Annotated in this window: 14 protein-coding genes; 9 read left to right on the forward strand and 5 right to left on the reverse strand. The window is 72.3% G+C overall.

The features are described from left to right. Positions 1-233 precede the first annotated feature (233 nt). Positions 234-1,304: a class I SAM-dependent methyltransferase gene (locus CRV15_RS27050; protein ID WP_106431988.1), complete on the forward strand. Its 1,071-nt coding sequence runs from the start codon at positions 234-236 to the stop codon at positions 1,302-1,304. A gap of 234 nt (positions 1,305-1,538) precedes the next feature. On the opposite strand, the gene CRV15_RS27055 is transcribed toward CRV15_RS27050, so the two are convergent. Further along, positions 1,539-2,261, reverse strand: coding sequence for a helix-turn-helix domain-containing protein (locus tag CRV15_RS27055; protein WP_129555069.1), 723 nt, complete (start codon positions 2,259-2,261; stop codon positions 1,539-1,541). A gap of 344 nt (positions 2,262-2,605) precedes the next feature. Here CRV15_RS27055 and CRV15_RS27060 point away from each other — a divergent pair, with 344 nt between their 5' ends. The 4 genes from CRV15_RS27060 to CRV15_RS27075 all read left to right on the forward strand — a co-directional run bounded on the left by CRV15_RS27060 (position 2,606) and on the right by CRV15_RS27075 (position 7,699). Continuing rightward, on the forward strand, positions 2,606-4,210 hold the full coding sequence (locus CRV15_RS27060) for a B12-binding domain-containing radical SAM protein (RefSeq protein WP_230864085.1): 1,605 nt from the start codon (positions 2,606-2,608) through the stop codon (positions 4,208-4,210). Between the two features lie 116 nt (positions 4,211-4,326). Next, positions 4,327-5,589, forward strand: coding sequence for a radical SAM/SPASM domain-containing protein (locus tag CRV15_RS27065; protein ID WP_003959355.1), 1,263 nt, complete (start codon positions 4,327-4,329; stop codon positions 5,587-5,589). Continuing rightward, on the forward strand, positions 5,586-6,650 hold the full coding sequence (locus CRV15_RS27070) for a phosphotransferase family protein (protein ID WP_009995181.1): 1,065 nt from the start codon (positions 5,586-5,588) through the stop codon (positions 6,648-6,650). Before CRV15_RS27065 ends, CRV15_RS27070 begins: the two co-directional genes overlap by 4 nt. Then, a complete protein-coding gene (locus tag CRV15_RS27075) occupies positions 6,647-7,699 on the forward strand; it encodes a phosphoenolpyruvate carboxykinase (ATP) (RefSeq protein ID WP_003959353.1) in 1,053 nt (350 codons plus the stop codon). Before CRV15_RS27070 ends, CRV15_RS27075 begins: the two co-directional genes overlap by 4 nt. Before the next feature lie 90 nt (positions 7,700-7,789). Here CRV15_RS27075 and CRV15_RS27080 read toward each other — a convergent pair whose 3' ends face one another. Both CRV15_RS27080 and CRV15_RS27085 read right to left on the reverse strand, forming a co-directional pair. After that, on the reverse strand, positions 7,790-8,191 hold the full coding sequence (locus CRV15_RS27080) for a hypothetical protein (RefSeq protein WP_003959352.1): 402 nt from the start codon (positions 8,189-8,191) through the stop codon (positions 7,790-7,792). A gap of 135 nt (positions 8,192-8,326) precedes the next feature. After that, positions 8,327-8,902 (reverse strand): MarR family winged helix-turn-helix transcriptional regulator, encoded by a 576-nt coding sequence (locus CRV15_RS27085; protein WP_003959351.1) that lies wholly within the window; start codon positions 8,900-8,902, stop codon positions 8,327-8,329. A gap of 549 nt (positions 8,903-9,451) precedes the next feature. Here CRV15_RS27085 and CRV15_RS27090 point away from each other — a divergent pair. Together CRV15_RS27090 and CRV15_RS27095 are read left to right on the forward strand one after the other, a co-directional pair. Next, the gene (locus CRV15_RS27090; RefSeq protein ID WP_003959350.1) at positions 9,452-10,183 is read left to right on the forward strand and encodes a helix-turn-helix transcriptional regulator; all 732 of its coding nucleotides are present in this window, start codon (positions 9,452-9,454) and stop codon (positions 10,181-10,183) included. A 116-nt stretch (positions 10,184-10,299) separates the two neighbouring features. Then, entirely contained in the window at positions 10,300-10,806 is a 507-nt protein-coding gene (locus tag CRV15_RS27095) for an FBP domain-containing protein (protein ID WP_003959349.1), read from the forward strand. 79 nt (positions 10,807-10,885) lie between these two features. Here the strand turns inward: CRV15_RS27095 and CRV15_RS27100 are convergent, their stop codons facing one another. Then, positions 10,886-12,097, reverse strand: a complete 1,212-nt coding sequence (locus tag CRV15_RS27100; RefSeq protein ID WP_003959348.1) for a macrolide family glycosyltransferase — start codon at positions 12,095-12,097, stop codon at positions 10,886-10,888. Positions 12,098-12,184: 87 nt separating this feature from the next. Then, complete coding sequence (locus tag CRV15_RS27105) at positions 12,185-12,400, reverse strand: hypothetical protein (protein WP_009995171.1); 216 nt, start codon at positions 12,398-12,400, stop codon at positions 12,185-12,187. A 416-nt stretch (positions 12,401-12,816) separates the two neighbouring features. Here CRV15_RS27105 and CRV15_RS27110 point away from each other — a divergent pair, with 416 nt between their 5' ends. Together CRV15_RS27110 and CRV15_RS27115 are read left to right on the forward strand one after the other, a co-directional pair. Beyond that, positions 12,817-13,767 carry a universal stress protein gene (locus tag CRV15_RS27110; RefSeq protein ID WP_009995170.1) on the forward strand — a complete coding sequence of 317 codons (951 nt, stop codon included), beginning with the start codon at positions 12,817-12,819 and terminating at the stop codon, positions 13,765-13,767. Between the two features lie 283 nt (positions 13,768-14,050). Beyond that, positions 14,051-14,839, forward strand: a complete 789-nt coding sequence (locus tag CRV15_RS27115) for a DUF6328 family protein (RefSeq protein WP_003959346.1) — start codon at positions 14,051-14,053, stop codon at positions 14,837-14,839. The last annotated feature ends 21 nt before the right edge of the window (positions 14,840-14,860 follow it).

Genomic DNA, 14,860 nt, shown 5'->3' on the forward strand with positions numbered 1-14,860 from the left:
CCGAGCATGAGCCGGAGTGCACCGAGTCCATGCAGGGAGGCAATAGGGAGGCAATACCGGATCGCCACCGCACCGAGGAGCGTGAATGCACCGAGGAACACCCGCCGTCCGTACCGGGAGTGCACCGACCGCCCGTACCGCTCGTACTGCCTGTATGCCCGTACCGGGACGCGCGCACGGTCGTGCCCCGCCCCCGATCCGCGCCGGCCGTTCCCCGGCGCCCCGATGCCGTCATGTCCCAGGGCGCTGTCCCGATCAGCGCCGACCGCCCCGCCGAGGAGCACCGCTGTGCCGAACCTCCGAACCGTCGTGGTCCCCGCCGCCCTCCCGAGCGGGCGCCCCCGGTGACCGCCGGAGCCACCGCCCGGCCGGGCCCGCAGGACCCGCCCGACCAGCACACCGCCCAGTACCGCTACCACCGGGACCTGTTCCCCGCGCTGCACGACTGGGAGAACACCCGACGGGCCATCGTCGGCTTCACCGGGCAGGACAGCCCCGAGGGACTGCTCGGCCTGGACCAGATGGGCCACTTCGGGCCCCAGGGCTGCGATCTCGTCGCCGACACCGTCGCCGCCGCCCTGCGCGGGCCACGCCCGGACCCGGACGGCGCCCCGGAGGGCGGGGCCGGCGGCGCTGCCGCCGCGACGGTCGACCTGTGCGAGCTGGGCAGCGGATTCGGCGGCTCCCTGCGCCATACGGTGGACCGGCTCACCGCCCGGGGGGTCGCCGTGCGCCGCGCCCACGGCGTCGACCTCGTCGCCGAGCACTGCGCGGTGAGCCGGCGTATCAGCGGTTCACAGGGCCGCGGGAACGTGACCGAGATCTGCGCCGACGCCACCGCCGTCCCCCTCCCGGACACCTCGCTCGACGTGGTGACGGTGACGGGGTCGATGCCGCACTTCCCCGAACCGGGCGCGGTCCTGCGCGAGGCCGCGCGGCTGCTGCGGCCCGGCGGGCTGCTCGTCCTCACCGAGGAGGTGAGCCTCAGCCCCGGCGCCGGGGCCCCGTCCCCCGCGTTCCGGGCGACCCATCCGGAGGGGGTCTTCTTCGTCACCCGCCTCGCCGACCGGCTCCGCCAGCTCGACCGGGCCGGTCTCACCGATGTGGTGCGGCGGGATCTGACCGCATGGGCCCCGGCGCTGCTCGCCGAACGGCTCAAGGTGGTGCGGATCTTCCGCGGCAGCGTCGCCGCGATCTACGGGACCGCGTCGGCGGACCGTATCCGCGACACGCTCACGGCGGCCCGCCAGGAGTATCTGGCGGGGCGGCTGCTGCCCGCCCTGATCACGGCGCGGCGCCGTTGAGCCACCGGTGCCGCACCGCACCGGGCCCACCGCGCCGGGGCCCACCGCCCCGGGGACCAGAGCCGCGGGGACCACGGGCCACCGCCCCACTGCCCCGGGGACCACCGCCCACCGCACCGGGGACCACGGGCCCACCGCACCGAGGACCACCGCACCGGGGACCACGGGCCCACCGCACCGAGGACCACCGCACCGGGGACCACGGGCCACCGGCGCGGGGCCATGGGCGCGGGGTCATGGGCGCGGCACGGGCCCATGGGCGTTCCGCAGTGCCCGGGAGACCGCCGCGCACGCGGCCCGCAGATACGAGGCGGCCGTGACCACCTGCATCCGGCCCTCCGGGGCGGCGACCGCGAGGGCCCCGGCGGCCGTGCCCGACGCGGCGAGGACGGGCGCGGCGACCCCGACGGTCCCCGGGCCCCGGACGGCCGCGATCCCCCGCTGCCGCACCCGGTCCGTCTCCCCGCCGTTCCCTTCGGCGTCCGGGTGGGGCGGGGTCCCGGCCCCGCCGAACGCGCGGAAGACCCGCGTGGCCGCCTGCGCCGAGGCCCGGCGCTCCTCGGCGCGGAGCCCGCCGCCGGTGCCGTGGGCGCGCCGCACCGCGTCCACCAGCGCCGCGTCGGGGCCGAGGGAGCCGGAGATGAACACGAAGGCGCTGCCCCGGGTGAGGTGGTGCAGTTTCTCCGCATAAGGGAATGCCAGATCGCGGAATTTGATCTGTCCGGGCACCCGGGCGCCCAGCACAAAGAGGGCGACGCCCAGTCTGATTCCTTTCTCGCCCCGTTCCAGCAGACCTTCGGTGACGAGTTCCGCGACGAGCCGGTGGGCGGTCGCCTTGGGCAGCTCGGCTCTCCGCGCTATTTCGGAGAGGGGCAGTTCTGATTCTCCCGGGCCGAAACAACGCAGGATGCACAGTCCGCGGGCCAGCATGGAACGAGAGGGTTTCTGGGCGGACAAGGTTTTTCCTCCGATTCCCCAGCGAGTGAGGGACACTCACGCACCTTGCTCGACCACCTGTATGACCTGCGTCAACGCTGGCTGTGACCGGTTCGGTGCGAGGGCGCCGCCCGGCGGTTCCCACCTGGCGAAAGGTCAGGGCCCGCAGGGATCAACCGCTTTCGTAGGAATAAGTGTTCGAATTACGATGCTTTTCGATCTCTGTCCGGACGGCCGCAGAGAACCGGCATCGGCTTGAAACAGTAGACGGCGGCCCGTGATTCCCCTCAGAGTTACGGGCCGGTATCTATAACTTCTTCTAGGGAACATGGACGTCCTCTCGGGGGCCTAGTACGGTCACGATTGTGATCGATACGAAGTCACCGCGGAGAAACGGGACCACGGTGGTCCTGGCGACACCTCCACCGGTCACCCATCGCACCGCGGAGGAGAATCTCGGACTCGGCTATCTGGCGGCATTCCTGCGACAGGCGGGCCATGAGGTCGTCGTCATCGACGGCTGGCTCGAAGGGATCGACGTACCGACCCTGGCCCGCCGCATCATGGACATCCGGCCCGGGATGGTGGGATTCGCCTGCTACCGGAGCAACATGGAGCGCGCCATCGAGACGATGGGGCGGCTGAGCGAGGCGGGCCTGGAGATCCTGACCGTGGCGGGCGGCTACGGCCCCACCTTCCACACCAACGACTTCCTGGAGGCGGGCTTCTCCGCCGTGGTCCGGGGCGAGGGCGAGGTGCCGCTGCGCATGCTGGCCGACCATCTGCGGGACGGGACACCCGCGCTCGACGAGATCCCGGGCATCAGCCACCGCCGCCCCGACGGCACCGTCCGGCACAGCCCGGTCCCCGCGCCCAAGCTCGCCCTCGACCAGCTTCCCCACCCCTCCCGCGACACCCTGCACCTCACCCTCGCCCGCCGCAGCATGGTCCATGTCCAGACCGCCCGCGGCTGTCAGGCGTCCTGCACCTTCTGCTCGATCGTCGCCTTCGAACGGGTGGGCGGCGGCGCGACCTGGCGCCAGCGCTCCGTCACCGACGTGGTCGACGAACTGGAGGCCCTGTGGGGACGGGGCGCCACCCACGTCAAAGTGATCGACGACTCGCTGATCGAACCACCGAGGGACGCCCGCTGGTGCACCGAGCTGGCCGACGAGATCGCCCACCGGGGCATCAAACCGCGGATGCGCGGCTCCATACGCGCCGACCGGGTGACCGAAGAGGTGGTCGGCGAACTGGCACGGGCCGGGTTCTTCTCCTTCTCCTGCGGCATCGAGAACTTCGCCCAGTCGGCGCTGCGCCGCATGGCCAAGCGCGCGGACGTCGCACAGAACAGACGTGCCCTGGACATCTTCCGCACCCACGGCATCTATGTGCAGGCCGGGCACATCCTCTTCGACGACAAGACCTCGCTGGAGGAGCTGGAGGAGAACTACACGGGAATGCGCGCGTACTCCTGGACCGTCTCGAAGGGGATCTTCACCGAGATGTACGCGGCGGCCGGCACCAACTTCACCCGCCGGCTGGAGCGGCAGGGCGTCCTCCAGATCGACCGGGACCACCTCGGGAACACCCGCTACGACGTCCTGGAGGAGCGGGTCCGCCCGCTCTACCGGGGACTGAAGCAGTGGCACAAGGCGCACTCGGCCATCTACGACAAGGCCATCGACCCGCTGTCGGCGCCCAAGGCCCTGGACGCGGGCGAGCTGGCCCTGATGCACGGCTTCGCCAAGGAGCTGCGCGGGACCGACCTCGACTTCTTCCGCTCACTGCTGGACCTGGCCGCCGGACCCTGCTCCACGGCGGCCCTCGACGGAGCCGTGCAGGAGCTGATACGGGCCGAACTCGCCGGTACCGCCGACTGGTACCGCGATCTCGACGCCCGGGTGGACCTGGGCTATCGCGAGGTCGGACTGGTCTACGACGCGGACGCGAACCCGTTTCTCTGCTGATGCCCTCACACCGCTGACCCTCGATCCGAGCCGATGCTCATCCGAGCCGATCCCTGTCCGAGCAGATCCTGTTCCGCCGATCCTGTTTCGCTCACTGACCCCGCTGAAGGGACGCCATGACCGCCGACCGCAGCAATCAGCCGGCCGCCGACTACCCCTGGACCCGGAAGTCCCTGCCCCTCTCGGTGATCAACCCCAAGGAGCACTTCGAAGGCCCGGTCGGGCCGATCGAGCACGAGGACGCCGACGAGTGCGAGATCGACATCAAGAACATCGGCTGGACCCTGGGCAACGACTGCCCCTACCGGTGCACCCACTGCTACTCCATGTCCGCACGGGAGAAGGGCATGGACTTCACGCCGGAGATGATCGACCGGATCGTCGGCCAGCTCGCCCTCAACGGTGTCGAGACGGTCAACCTCGGCGGCAATGAACCCCTGTTCACCAATGGCCCCAACCCCCGTGACACCCTCCTACCGCGGATCATCGACGGCCTGGTCGACGCGGGAATCATCGTCGGCCTCACCACATCGGGCATCACCGGGCTGCACCTGGAGCGCGACCACAACGCGCAGTGGCGCCGCCTGAACGACCTGGACGTGAGCTTCGACTCCCCGTTCGAGGACGAACACAACGCCAACCGCGGGGCGAAGATCTACAAACAGGCCATCCGCACCCTGGAACTGGCCAAGGAGTACGGCCTCGACCACACGATCATCATGTGCGGGATGAACTGGAACTTCACCATCCGCCATCTGGAGCGGCTGCTTGAGCTGGCCGTCGAGTACGACGCCCACATCAGGATCAACCCCATCAAGCCCGTTGAACCGGCCCACATGGACTCCCTGCTCCCCGCCGAGCAGTACTACGAGGGCTTCGCCTTCCTCATGGAGCACTGCTCCCCGGTGGACCTGGGCGAGCCGCCGATCGCCGCCGTCACCGACTACCAGAAGGCCAAGGGCTGCCCCTGCGGACGCACCTCGTTCCGTATCCACTCGATCACCCCCGACGGCCGGATACCGGTCTCGCCCTGCGTCTATCTGCACGACTACAAGGTCGGCGATCTGCGTGAGGACGATCTGTACGACATCATCCGGTCCCCGCAGTTCCGCTCCTTCCGGCGGCGCAACGCCAACCCCGACCTGCTGGCGGGCTGCGAGGGCTGCGGCATGCTCCAGCAGTGCCGGGGCGGCTGCGCGGGCCGCTCGTATCTGCACCACGCGCACGAGACGGGGGAGCGCTCGCTCTTCGTCCGCGACCCCTACTGCCCGCGCGATGTCGCGCCCAAGTTCGAGTTCCCGCAGCGCCCCACCGTCCCCACCGACCGGCGCCTCGTCCACATGGACTACCTGTGCACCTGGATCGGGAAACCCAAGTGACGGCCGCGGTGCCGATGGGTGACGGCCTGCTCGACGGGGGGCTGGTCGGTGTCCTGCCCGGACATGTCGCCGACCGGCTGGCCGCCGCCTCCGGCACCGGAGGACTGCGCCAGGTTTCGGCGGCGTCCCGGAAGGAGCGCTCCCGCAACGCCTGGTTCCGCGGTGAACTGCGCGACGAGAAGGTCTTCGTCAAGCTGTACGCCGTCGCCGCGCGGGGGGCCGCCGAACGGCTGGTCGCCCGCGCGGTCCCGCCCGAGGTCACCACCCGTCTCCTGGGCGGCGGACGGGCGGCGGGCCTGGGGGAGTACGCCGTCTTCCGCTGGCAGCCGCTCACCCGGCTCCCCGTGGGGCTCCCCGAATCCGCGGTGGCGGCGGGGCGGCTGCTGGCGGCCGTCCACGACACCGTACTGCCGGAACCGGAACCGGAACCGGAACCGGAACCGGAACGGGGAGGGGGACCGGAACGGGAGCGGGGACCATGGCCAGGACCGGGGCAGGAGGCGGGGCCCGAAGCCGATGACGGCCCCGGGGCCGCCCCGTACGGCGCGGGACGGAGGACGGCCGCCCTGCCCACCACCGAGGTGGGCGGGGCGGCGTTCGCCCGGCTCCTCGACGGGCTGGCCCGACAGGCCCCCGACCTCTTCGCCGAGGTACGCGACCGGCTCACAGGACCGAAGGCCACCGCCCTGGTCCGGGCCGCGGAGAAGGCGGGCGACGGCCCGCCGCCGGTCCTGCTGCACGGCGACTTCTCCCTGCGCAACACCGCCCGGGACCGGACCGGGCGCCCGGTGGTCTTCGACTTCGAACGCGCGGAACACGGGCCGCCCGAGTACGACCTGCAACGCATCTGGGGCGGTGACCTGGCCGCCATCCCCGGGGGCCAGGTCCTCTTCACCGCCGCCTACCGGGCGGCCCGTGCGGAGGACCCCGGCCCCCTGGACCGATCCCTGCTCGACTACGCGCGGCTCGCCTGCGCCATCACCACACTCACCGCCGCGCGCCGCACACAGGACACACAGTTCGAGTCGGAGGGGCGCAAGATCCTAGAGGGACTGACATGACGACGCCCACACCGCCCCTGCTGCTCGCCGTTCCCTCCGCCGACATCACCTTCGCCGTGTACGCGGAGCCCCGCGTGGCCGAGATACTGCGACGGATCACCGCCCCCTTCTATCAGCCGGTGAACGAACCGCTTGGCCGGATCTGGACGCTGAACCTCGTGTCGGAGAGCCGGATTCCGGACAGTGGGCCCACCGGCGGCGGACGGAAGGGCGGCGGACAGAACGGGTACGGACCCGCCGACGGCAGGCAGGACGGGGGCGGCGAACCCGATCACGACATCGCGTTCCACCCGGACGACCGCGTCCTCACCGTCACCGCCCCGCTGCCGCGGTGGCTGCCCCTGCTCGCCCTGCGGTGCACCCGGGCCGTGGCACGGGCACTCGCCGTCACGGCCGGGGCGGTGCCGCTGCACGGGGCGGGGGTCGAGCTGGCCGGGGTGGGGCTGGTGCTGGTCGGCGGCAAACGGGCGGGCAAGACCACCGCCGCCCTGTCGCTGGTGCGCTCCTCCGGGGCCGCCCTCGTCTCCAACGACGACGTGCTGCTCCACGCGAGCGGGGACCGCTGGCGGATGGTGGGCGGGCCCCGCTCCATGGGGGTGCGCACCGACTCGCTGGAAGAGCACCGTCCGTCGCTGTACCCGGCCGCGCTGCGGTTCGCCGCCCGCTCATATCCGGCCAACCGGCCCGACAAGATGTTCCTGTTCCCGGAGAGTGTGATCGCGCTCGGGGGCGCGGTCCGGGCCACCGGCCCGGCCCATGTGGTCGTCGAGCTGGTGCACCGGCCCGGGGGGCCGGCCTGGCACGAGGAGCTGTCCGGAGCGCAGGCGGCCGCCCTGCTCCGCCGCTGTCTGGAGACCGCGGCCGACCGCCACCGCCCGGAGCTGGTGGCGGCGCTCGGCACCCCTGCCCCGGCCCTCTCCGACCGTGATCTGGCCTCTCTGGTGGGCTCGTTGAGCTTCCACCGGTTCAGCCATCCCTCGGCCGGCTGGGTGGACGCCTTCCTGGGCTTCGCACGGGAACGGGTGGGCCTCGCGGGGCGCGTGCGCTGAGGAACGGGTGGGCCGGGCCCGTCTCCGCGTACGGCGGCGGACCCGGCCCACCGGGCTGCCGCGGAACGGACACGGCCGTGCCGCCGGGGATCAGACCGGCGGCATGTCGTCCCGTCGCACCAGCAGACCGCCGATGCCCAGGACCTCGTCCAGCAGCCATCGGATGCGGTCGATCTCGTCCTCGGTGCAATCGAGGAGGACCTTCACTTCGACATCCCGCTTCACCAGGTCCGCGGTGAGGAATACACCGACCACGCCCGCGCCCCGGGCGCTGCCCCGGAACACGTCCACGCCCTCCCCGTCGCCGCTCGTCGTGCCGTCCAGATAGCCGTAGTCCACCGGATAGACCGCCTGCGGCACCCGGGGATGGCGGCTGTCCCGGGGACGGTCCACGACAAGACGCGCGGAGTCGCACAGGTCGTCGAGATGGGTGAAGTACCGCTGTCCTCGCGGTGCGCTGCCGGAAGAAGAGGTCCCGGAAGAAGAGGTCATGGAAGGGATCGTGCCACGCCGGACGGTCCCGCTCCGGTCGCACCCGGCCGACCGGGGCCGGCCCGTCTCCCCGCACGGGCCCGGTGCACGGAGCCACGGCTGTCCCCGGTACCGCGGGCCGGAGCGCGCGGCGGGTCAGCAGCCGTCGACGGTGCCGGGTGTGCCGGGCGTGCAGGGCTTCCCGGTGCTCCCGGGGCACTCGATGGCCCCGGGGGTCCCGGCCGCCGCCCGGTGGGAGACATTGGAGGTCAACTGCCGCAGGATTCTCTTGGCCTCGTCCAGATCCTGGGACGGAAGCGCCATCGCGTGGGACATGGCGCCCGGCACCGCCAGCGCCCGCCGGCGCAGCTCCGTCCCCTGCTCGGTGAGGCTGACATGCACGGTCCGCTCGTCGTCGGCACACCGTTCCCTGCGCACCAGTTGGGCGGCTCCCAGACGCTTGATCAGCGGGGTGAGCGTGCCGTAGTCGAGTTGGAGCGTGGTGCCGATGTCCTTGATCGGTACGGTGCCGTGCTCCCACAGGACCATCATGACCAGGTACTGAGGGTAGGTCAGCCCCAGCTCCTCCAGCAGCGGGCGATAGCGTTGCGTCACCGCGCGCGAGGCCGCGTACAGGGCGAAGCACAGTTGGTCGTCCAGCGAGGCGGACTCCCCACCCGGCTCCCGTGTGTCCTCCGGGGTCATTTCCCTGCCCTCCGCTTGCGCACCCATCCGACGAGGCTACCTTTCCGATCAGGCAACCTCAACGCCTGCGTTTTACTTGTGCACCAGGTAATCGGGTAATAGTCTTCTGGTTCGATGGAGCCCGGAGGGTTCCCTTGAGCGGGGGAGTCGCGATGTCAGTCACCTGCGAGCCGATGTCGGTCACCTGTGCGTACGGACCGGCCGTACCGGCGTCCGAGCGTGCCCCGGCGCGGGCCGCCGCGGCATAGACCGCCCGCCCCGTGCGGGTCGCGTCCCCTGTCGGTGTACAGGTGTACAGCGGGTGCGCGCGGGGCAAGGGGCCGGGTTCCGCCGGACGGCGGCCCATCCCGCCGTCGTCCCCACCGGGGGCGGCGGTCGCGCCGCCTCTCCTGCCCGCAGCGTCACCCCTGTGTCCGTGCCCCGCGCCGCCTCCGGGCGACGTCCTGGGCAGTGCAGCGGACATGTCACTCAGCGGATGGTGGCCCTGTCCGAAAACCACCCCCCGCGGGAACGCGCACCCGCGCCGTGGTCTCCACCCCACCAGTGACGCGTCTGCGACAGAGAGAAGGCAGTCCCATGACCGTCGACCACCGTGCCGACTCCTCACCCTGCGCCGGCAGGAACCCCGTGCGCCCCCGGCGCTCCGGGGACCGGCCGTGCGCCTGTACCGCGAGCCTGGACGCCGCCCTGACCGTCACCGCCGCCGACGCCGATTTCTACACCTGGTTCAACCGCGGTTCGGCGGACACCTGCGGCCACAGCCTCTACGAACTGCTCCACCCCGGCGCGCCCGCCCTCCTCGGCCACCACTTCGCCCGCCTCGCCCAAGGGCACAGCGCCCGCTTCACCGAGCCCGTCCTCGCCCTGCGCACCCCCGACGAACTCCTCCCCGGACAGCTCACCGGCACCGCCGTGCACCCGCCGTCCGGCCCGGTCGGCTATGTCGTCACCTTCACCCCCGACCGGGTCCTGCGCCCCGGCACCGCCCGCCGCCGGGCCCACCATCTCTCCCCGACGGGCGCCCGCATCCTCGAAGGCATCGCCGCCGGAGCCTCCACCGATCAGCTCGCCTCCCGGCTCTGTCTCAGCCGTCAGGGCGTCGTCTACCACGTCACCGGCATGATGCGGGCCCTCGACGCCCCCAACCGGGCCGCCCTGGTGGCCCGGGCCCAGTTCCTCGGTCTGCTCACCGTCGGCACCTGGCCGCCGCGCGTCGTCCCCGAATGCGTGCATGAGACAGGCCACCGCCGCCAGGCTCAGGGGGGAAGGCCGCACGACGGCGCCATCGGCGGCAGACCGGGCCGTTGACGACGGCCGTGTGCGGGCGGACGGCCGGACCTCGCCCAAGTCGCCCGAAGCGGTCCGGGATATCCCGGATAAAACCGGATGACTTACTCGGTGGGTCCTGTGTACGGTCACCCGACGTGGAACCCCTTACCGAGAAACAGATACGCCGCTCTCTGATCAACTGTTCCAAGGGAGAGGCGAACCGCGTGCGGCTGCCCGCCGGATTCGCCGAGCTGGACTGGGACGACCTGGACTTCCTCGGCTGGATCGACCCCGGGGCCCCGCTGCGGGCGGTGCTCGTGGCGCCCGGGGCGGACGGACCCACCGGGATCGTGCTGCGGGCCCCGGCCGTCACCAGGGTCGGTGCCGTGCGCTCCAGCCTCTGCTCCGTCTGTCTGACCGGCCACGCCGCGTCGGGCGTCACCCTGCTCGTGGCACCGCTGGCGGGCCCCCGGGGCCGTGAGGGGGACTCCGCCGGCCTCTATATCTGCTCCGACCTGGCCTGCTCGCTCTATCTGCGCGGCAAGCGGCAGCCCGCGCTGCGCACCGTCCGGCAGGAGGAGTCGCTCACGGTGGAGGAGCGCGGCGCCCGGGCGATGGGGAACCTGGGCGCCTTCCTGGCGAGGATCGCGGGCACCGTCTGACCGCCGCCCCGGTCCGGCCGCGCCACCCGCCCGGGAGAGCCACGGGAGAACCGGAGTCCCGGGCGGGAGCGGGGGAGGGTCAGCCGACGGCGGGAGCGCCGCGCAGATGTGCCTCGACGAGATCCATCCCGAGCACGGCACCCCCGCTGTCGCGCACCGACGCGCGCAGCTCCGCCCGCCGTGCCCGCATGGCCGGGTCCGCTGCCACCCGTTCGACCGCCGACCGCAGGACGTCGGCGCTGAGCCCGTCCCAGGACAGCCGTTCGCCGAGGCCCAGCTCCCGGAGCCGGTCCGCGTTGACCGCCTGCTCACCGGTGAACGGCAGGGCGACCGTGCCGACCCCCTGGTACAGCGCCTCCGCCACCGAGTTCATCCCCGCGTGGGTGATGAACGCGGTCGCCCGGCCGAGCACGGCGAGCTGGGGGAAGCGCTGCCGCACGGTGACGGTCGGCGGCAGCGGACCCAGCCCGGCGGGGTCCGTTCCGCCGACCGTCATGGCGACCTCCCAGCGGCCGTCCGCGAAGGCATCCGCGCAGACGCGGTAGAAACCGGAGCTTCCGGTGAGCGCGGAGCCCAGGGACACATACACCAGCGGAAGCCCTGGATGCCGCGGTGACCAGGTCCCCGACTCCGCCCGTTCTCTGTCGCCCAGGGTGGGCCCGATGAACCGGGATTCCGGCCCGAAGCTCTCCACGGCGGGCTGGAAGGCCCGGGGCACGAAGATCAGGTTCAGGTCGTCGGCGTTCTCGTCCAGCACATCGGCCAGGGTGAGCGGGAACCCGGTCCGCCCGGTGAACTCCGCGCAGTCGGCCGCGAGCGGCTCCAGCGCGGGATGCCCCGGCCGGAGGCCGTCCGTCGTGCGTACGTTCAGCGAGTAGGTCCGGCTCGACGCGAGATACGGGACACAGCGCACCGAGGGGAGCCCCAGCGACCGGGCGGTCAGCCGGCCGGGCCAGTTGGTGGAGTCGTAGACGATCACGTCCGGCGGGTCGGCGGCACAGTGCCGGTGCAGTGCCTCCTGGGCGGCGGCCATGGCGGCGGTGTAGTGCCGCGCCCAGACGCCCATGGCGGCCGGTCCGCCGATCGGGCCGCTCACCGGCGCGGCCTCGAACGGCGGCGGACCGGGCAGCTCCACCCACCGGGCGCCGGTGGCGGCCACCTCCGCGGCGTGGTCCGCGCAGGTGGCGAACTCCACCCGGTGGCCGCGTCGGACGGCCTCCTCGGCCAGCGGCAGCATGGGATTGATGTGCCCTTGCCCGATCAGGACGACGAAGAGCAGACGCAGGGACATGGAACGACCGTATCCCCGCCGGGGACATCGGTCACCCCGTTTCCGCCCGCGCTCCGCCGGGGCGGGCCGAAGTCAATTCCCTTGGTGTCAGAGGGCGTTGATGTGGAAGACGCCGCACTGCGCGGACGGCGACAGGGAGATCCCTCCGGCGTTGCACCCCGCGACCACGTCGGGGCTCTGCTCGGTGGTGATGATGAGATCGCCGAACTCGATCGTGGACGCGGCGGACGCGGCGGGTGCGGCGCCGAGCAGCAGCCCGGCGGCGGCCAGGGCGAGCGCGGCGAGGGCGGTACGGATGCGCATGTCGTTCCTTGGGGAGAGGGATGGGCCGTCCGGGGGCGGGTGATCCGACGATCGGACCGTATGTCCGACAGGTGGGGGCGCGGACCTGCCGCGCCCGGCCCGCACCCGATCGGATCAGCGGCCTTCACCGGACCGGCCGCCGGGCCCCGCGCCGGGGGCGTGCCGCGAGCCGGTCCGGCGGCTCAGGAGGAGAGCCCCGGGAAGTGGACCCCGCCGACCGGTTCCGCGCACTTGCCCCGGACGGTCCACCCCGGACGGTCCACGTCGGCCGGGGCCGTCCGGCGGTCGGCGGGAGGAGGGCGGTGTCCCACCCGAACGGCGCAGCGGGCCCGGTGGCCCCGCGCACGGGGGAGGAGGGCGCCCCATGCTGGACGGGGGACCGTACCGGCTCCCCACGGTTCCAGGAGGTGCGCGCCATGTCCCGCAGCGTCGCCGTCGGGCTCGACGGCTCTCCGGAGAGTCTGGCCGCAGCGGCGTGGGCGGCCGAGGAGGCCCGGCTGCGCGGGCTGCCGCTGAGGCTGGTCAGTGTCTGGGAGTCGGTGCCGCTGCTCCAGGTGCCCTTCATGGGCGCCGAGACCCGGCGGGAGGAGTCGGAGCAACTGCCGCAGGACACCGCCGCCGAGCTGCGCGCCCGCCACCCCGGCCTCGATGTCGTCTGGGAGCAGTTGACCGGCCGTCCGGGCGAGTTGCTGCCCGAGGCGGCGGCGGAGGCCGAGTTGCTGGTGCTCGGCTCCCGGGGGCTCAGCGGTATCGGCGGTTTCCTGCTCGGCTCGGTGGGCCAGCAGGTGGTCGCCCGCGCCGGGCGCCCCGTGGTCCTGGTGCGGGCGGCGGCCGATGGGCACACCGGGCGCACCGGGCCCGCGGAGCGGGACGGAGCCACCGCGGGGCGGGGCGAGGCGGCCGAGGGCCGTGGCGGTGCCGTCGCGGGCCCTGGCGGGGCCGTGGTGCTGGGTCTCGACGCCAACGCCCCGGACGACGGGCCGATCATGTTCGCCTTCGAGGCCGCCGCCCGCCGTGGGACGGCCCTGCGGGTGGTCCACGGCTGGAGCCTGCCACCGTACTTCGCCTATGGGCTGCCCCCGGACCCGGAGCTGAACGAGGAACTGGGCCGCGCCGAATCCGCCGTCCTCCAGGAGGCGTTGCGCCCCTGGCGGCAGAAGTACCCCCCGGTCGAGGTGATCGCCGACGCGCTGCCCGGCAAGGCCGCGGACCTCCTGGTCTCGGCGGCCCGGGAGACGGACGCGGCGCTCCTCGTCGTCGGCCGCCGCATCCGGCGGGCCACGCGCTTCGGCGGACGGATCGGCTCCGTCACCCACGCCGTCCTGCACCACTCCACCGTTCCGGTGGCGGTCGTTCCGCACCCCTGAACCCGGCGGGAACGCGGCGGGGCGGGTGCCCTGTGTCACATCGCCCCGCGGGAGTCATACGAGTATCCCAAGAGTGCTGGCCGGATTGAACCGCACCCATGGCCCAGCCGTTCTCGTCACTGAACTGCACAGTCGCTGTGCGTAGTTGAATATTCCATAAAGCGAGATTAAGTTTAAGTCAAAGTGGAATCAAGATGAACCTTTGGTGAAGAGATAGCCGTACTACTAGACATAGTGAGGCGCACAGAAAGCCTCAGCCCTCCTCAGCATCGGAGGTCGGCATATGTCCGACAGTGACGGGGTCTTTGTCTCGCGTGAAGCGATCCGGGACGCCCTCCCGAACGGTTCGTTCATCTACCGCAAGCCGCTGGTCGCCCAGTGGGAGAAAGTGCCGGTCAAGGGAGGGAAGCCCCAGCTCGTGGCGCGCTGGGACACCGCCGGGGCGCGGCGGCAGGCAGGCCGTTCCGTGCTGATCCCCCATCAGCAGGTCGAAACCCTCGGGGACGAGCGGCTCAGAGTGCGAGGTCTGGTGCGGGTGCCGGGCCGTCCCGGGGGCGCCGGAGCCGTCGCGGTGCCCGGACTGCGGGAGGCGGCACCGACGTCCGTCCAGGCTCCGGCGGAGCAGGAGACCAGCACCCAGGCGTACGCCGAGATCCTTCAGGAGGTCCGGGTCGCCCAGACCGCCCTCCAGTTCCTTCTGGGCTTCCTCATGGCGGTGTCGGTCACCCCGCGCTTCGCCGGGTTCGACCTCTCCGACCGGGTCATCTATGTGGCCTCCCTGGTGCTGGCGCTGGGGTCCTTCGGGCTCCTCACCGCACCCGCCCCTTTCCACCGGCTGATCTCCGACCCGCGGCGCAAGCACCGTCTGGTCAAGGTGTCGGGGCAACTGGCGCTGTGGGGCCTGGTGCTGCTGATGCTCGCGCTGAGCTGCGCGGTACTGCTGGTGCTCAGCGTGGTGATGCACACGATGCTCGCCGCCCTCCTGTCCGCCGGAATCCTCTGCTGGCTCTTCGGATTCTGGTTCTGCATGCCGCTGCGCGACCGGCTGCGCGACCGGCGCCACCACTCGTGATCCGTCGGCGGCCGGGCGGCT

This window comes from Streptomyces clavuligerus (assembly GCF_005519465.1).
GTDB classification, from domain to species: Bacteria; Actinomycetota; Actinomycetes; order Streptomycetales; family Streptomycetaceae; genus Streptomyces; species Streptomyces clavuligerus.

Excerpts from the sequence above, each read along its gene's own strand:
- CRV15_RS27050 (WP_106431988.1), top strand. The coding sequence starts at position 234 with ATGTCCCAGGGCGCTGTCCCGATCAGCGCCGACCGCCCCGCCGAGGAG.
- CRV15_RS27065 (WP_003959355.1), top strand. The coding sequence starts at position 4,327 with ATGACCGCCGACCGCAGCAATCAGCCGGCCGCCGACTACCCCTGGACC.
- CRV15_RS27075 (WP_003959353.1), top strand. The coding sequence starts at position 6,647 with ATGACGACGCCCACACCGCCCCTGCTGCTCGCCGTTCCCTCCGCCGAC.
- CRV15_RS27080 (WP_003959352.1), bottom strand. The coding sequence starts at position 8,191 with ATGACCTCTTCTTCCGGGACCTCTTCTTCCGGCAGCGCACCGCGAGGA.
- CRV15_RS27085 (WP_003959351.1), bottom strand. The coding sequence starts at position 8,902 with ATGGGTGCGCAAGCGGAGGGCAGGGAAATGACCCCGGAGGACACACGG.
- CRV15_RS27090 (WP_003959350.1), top strand. The coding sequence starts at position 9,452 with ATGACCGTCGACCACCGTGCCGACTCCTCACCCTGCGCCGGCAGGAAC.
- CRV15_RS27100 (WP_003959348.1), bottom strand. The coding sequence starts at position 12,097 with ATGTCCCTGCGTCTGCTCTTCGTCGTCCTGATCGGGCAAGGGCACATC.
- CRV15_RS27105 (WP_009995171.1), bottom strand. The coding sequence starts at position 12,400 with ATGCGCATCCGTACCGCCCTCGCCGCGCTCGCCCTGGCCGCCGCCGGG.
- CRV15_RS27110 (WP_009995170.1), top strand. The coding sequence starts at position 12,817 with ATGTCCCGCAGCGTCGCCGTCGGGCTCGACGGCTCTCCGGAGAGTCTG.
- CRV15_RS27115 (WP_003959346.1), top strand. The coding sequence starts at position 14,051 with ATGTCCGACAGTGACGGGGTCTTTGTCTCGCGTGAAGCGATCCGGGAC.